The sequence below is a fragment of the Nocardioides sp. genome (genome assembly GCF_034670285.1).
Classification (GTDB): Bacteria; Actinomycetota; Actinomycetes; order Propionibacteriales; family Nocardioidaceae; genus Nocardioides.
Genome location: NZ_JAXMNS010000472.1, coordinates 1 through 2,663 on the forward strand (window position 1 = coordinate 1; position 2,663 = coordinate 2,663).

At 68.5% G+C, this 2,663-nt stretch carries 2 protein-coding genes and 1 pseudogene; all 3 read left to right on the forward strand.

All coding sequences use genetic code 11. From position 1 onward, the window contains the following. Nucleotides 1-290, forward strand: a pseudogene (locus VOI19_RS17825) (hypothetical protein); the annotation flags it as partial. A gap of 4 nt (nt 291-294) precedes the next feature. Further along, a complete protein-coding gene (locus VOI19_RS17830; protein WP_323794289.1) occupies nt 295-849 on the forward strand; it encodes an adenine phosphoribosyltransferase in 555 nt (184 codons plus the stop codon). A 160-nt stretch (nt 850-1,009) separates the two neighbouring features. Continuing rightward, on the forward strand, nt 1,010-2,663 hold a 1,654-nt coding region (locus VOI19_RS17835; RefSeq protein ID WP_323794290.1), incomplete at its 3' end, for a RelA/SpoT family protein.

Sequence of the window (2,663 nt, forward strand, 5' to 3'; positions counted from 1 at the left end):
CGCGCGCTCGCGCTGCCGCCGACCCGTACGCCGCGGTGCCGAGCTTTGTCGAGGACATGCCTGTCTCCGACCCGGAGGACGGCGACCTGGACGACATCGACGAGGACGACGAGGACGGCGAGCCCCGCGATGCGCGTCCCGTGACGCCGACGCCCCCGGCGTCCTCGACCCGCACCGAGGCCATGGGCAGCGGACGCGTCGTCCCGCCGGCTCGTGGACCGCTCAACGAGACCAACTCCTCGGGCCGGGTCCAGCCCACGCGTCAGACCAAGTCGAAGCGCAAGAAGTAGCGAGATGACACTCGTCGGTCATAGCCGGGCGGCAGCGGCGCTTCAGCGGCTCGTCGTCGACGTTCCGGACTACCCGGAGCCGGGCGTGGTGTTCAAGGACATCATGCCGCTGCTCGCAGACCACGAAGGTCTGTCGGCGGTCGTCGAGGCCCTGGCTGCCTCGGGTCGCGACGAGCACGGCACGGTCGTCGTCGACAAGGTCGTCGGCATGGAGGCCCGCGGGTTCATCCTCGGGGCTCCGGTCGCGCTGGCTCTCGGGGTCGGCTTCGTGCCCGTGCGCAAGGCCGGCAAGCTGCCCCGCGAGACGCACGCGGTCTCCTATGCCCTCGAGTACGGCGAGGCCACGCTCGAGGTGCAGCGCGACGCGCTGGCCCCGGGGGAGCGAGTGCTGCTCGTCGACGACGTGCTCGCGACCGGTGGCACCGCGGCTGCGACCCGAGATCTGGTGGCTGCGTGCGGCGCCACGACCACCGCGATCGCCGTACTGATGGAGCTCTCGTTCCTGCCCGGTCGGGCCGCGATCGGTGACGTTCCGGTCTCTTCTGTCGTGATCGTCTGAAGCCCCTGGGCTTCGTCCCTAGACTGTTGAGATGACCGAGGAGCGCACGTCCGACAAGGCGTCCTCCCGGGCACCCTCATCGGTGAGCGCGAGTCCTGCTGCACCGATGAGTTCCCTCGAGGGGAGCGCGACCGACGGCGCCGGCGCAGCGGGTCGTGGCATGCGTGCCCGCCTCGCTCGGATGGGGACCCGCGGACCGGTGGGCAACCCCGTCCTCGAGCCGCTCTTTCGCGCGGTGCGTGCCAACCACCCCAAGGCCGACCTCGCCCTCATCGAGCGCGCCTACCTGAAGGCCGAGCAGATGCACGGCTCGCAGATGCGCAAGAGCGGCGATCCCTACATCACCCACCCGCTCGCGGTCACCACGATCCTCGCCGGCATCGGCATGACCGAGGCCACGCTCGTGGCCGCACTGCTCCACGACACCGTCGAGGACACGCCGTACACCCTCGAGCAGTGCCGCGAGGAGTTCGGCGACGAGGTCGCCCACCTCGTCGACGGCGTGACCAAGCTCGACAAGGTCCAGTACGGCGACTCGGCGCAGGCCGAGACGATCCGCAAGATGATCGTCGCGATGTCGCGCGACATCCGCGTGCTCGTCATCAAGCTCGCCGACCGGCTCCACAACATGCGCACCCTGCGCTACGTGCCGCTGAAGAGCCAGGAGCGCACGGCCCGCGAGACGCTCGACATCTACGCGCCGCTCGCGCACCGACTCGGCATGAACACGATCAAGTGGGAGCTCGAGGACCTCGCCTTCGCGACCCTGCACCCCAAGATCTACGACGAGATCGTGCGCATGGTCGCCGAGCGCGCGCCCTCGCGTGACCAGTTCCTGGCCGAGGTGATCCGTCAGGTCGAGAACGACCTTCGTGAGGCCAAGGTCAAGGCCACCGTCACCGGTCGGCCCAAGCACTACTACTCGATCTACCAGAAGATGATCGTGGGCGGCCGGGAGTTCTCCGACATCTACGACCTGGTCGGCATCCGGATCCTCGTCGACGAGGACCGCGAGTGCTACTCCGTCCTCGGTGTCCTGCACTCGCGGTGGAACCCCGTGCTCGGGCGGTTCAAGGACTACGTCGCGATGCCGAAGTTCAACATGTACCAGTCGCTGCACACCACGGTCATCGGCCCGCAGGGCAAGCCGGTCGAGATGCAGATCCGGACCTTCGGGATGCACCGTCGCGCCGAGTACGGCGTCGCGGCGCACTGGAAGTACAAGGAGGACGGGCGCGAGGGGCGCGACACCGACAAGCGAGGCGACCTCGGCGCAGCCGGCGACATGTCCTGGGTGCGACAGCTGCTCGACTGGCAGAGCGAGACCGAGGACCCGGGCGAGTTCCTGGAGTCGTTGCGCTTCGAGATCAACCGCTCCGAGACCTACGTGTTCACCCCGCGCGGCGACGTGATCGCGCTGCCCTCGGGCTCGACCCCGGTCGACTTCGCCTACGCCGTGCACACCGAGGTGGGGCACCACACCATCGGCGCACGCGTCAACGGCCGCCTGGTGCCGCTCGAGTCGACGCTCGACAACGGCGACGTCGTCGAGGTCTTCACCTCGAAGTCACCCAACGCCGCGCCGTCCCACGACTGGCTCGGGTTCGTGAAGTCGCCGCGGGCCAAGGCCAAGATCCGCCAGTGGTTCACCAAGGAGCGTCGCGAGGAAGCGATCGAGCGCGGCAAGGACCAGATCGCCAAGCTGATGCGCAAGGAGGGGGTGAAAAGCCCGGTTCGGATGCTGACCGGCCATGACAGCGACGCCGATACCATTCTGGGGCTGGATTCAGGCGCCAATGATTACGTGACCAAGC

Excerpts from the sequence above, each read along its gene's own strand:
- VOI19_RS17830 (WP_323794289.1), top strand. The coding sequence starts at position 295 with ATGACACTCGTCGGTCATAGCCGGGCGGCAGCGGCGCTTCAGCGGCTC.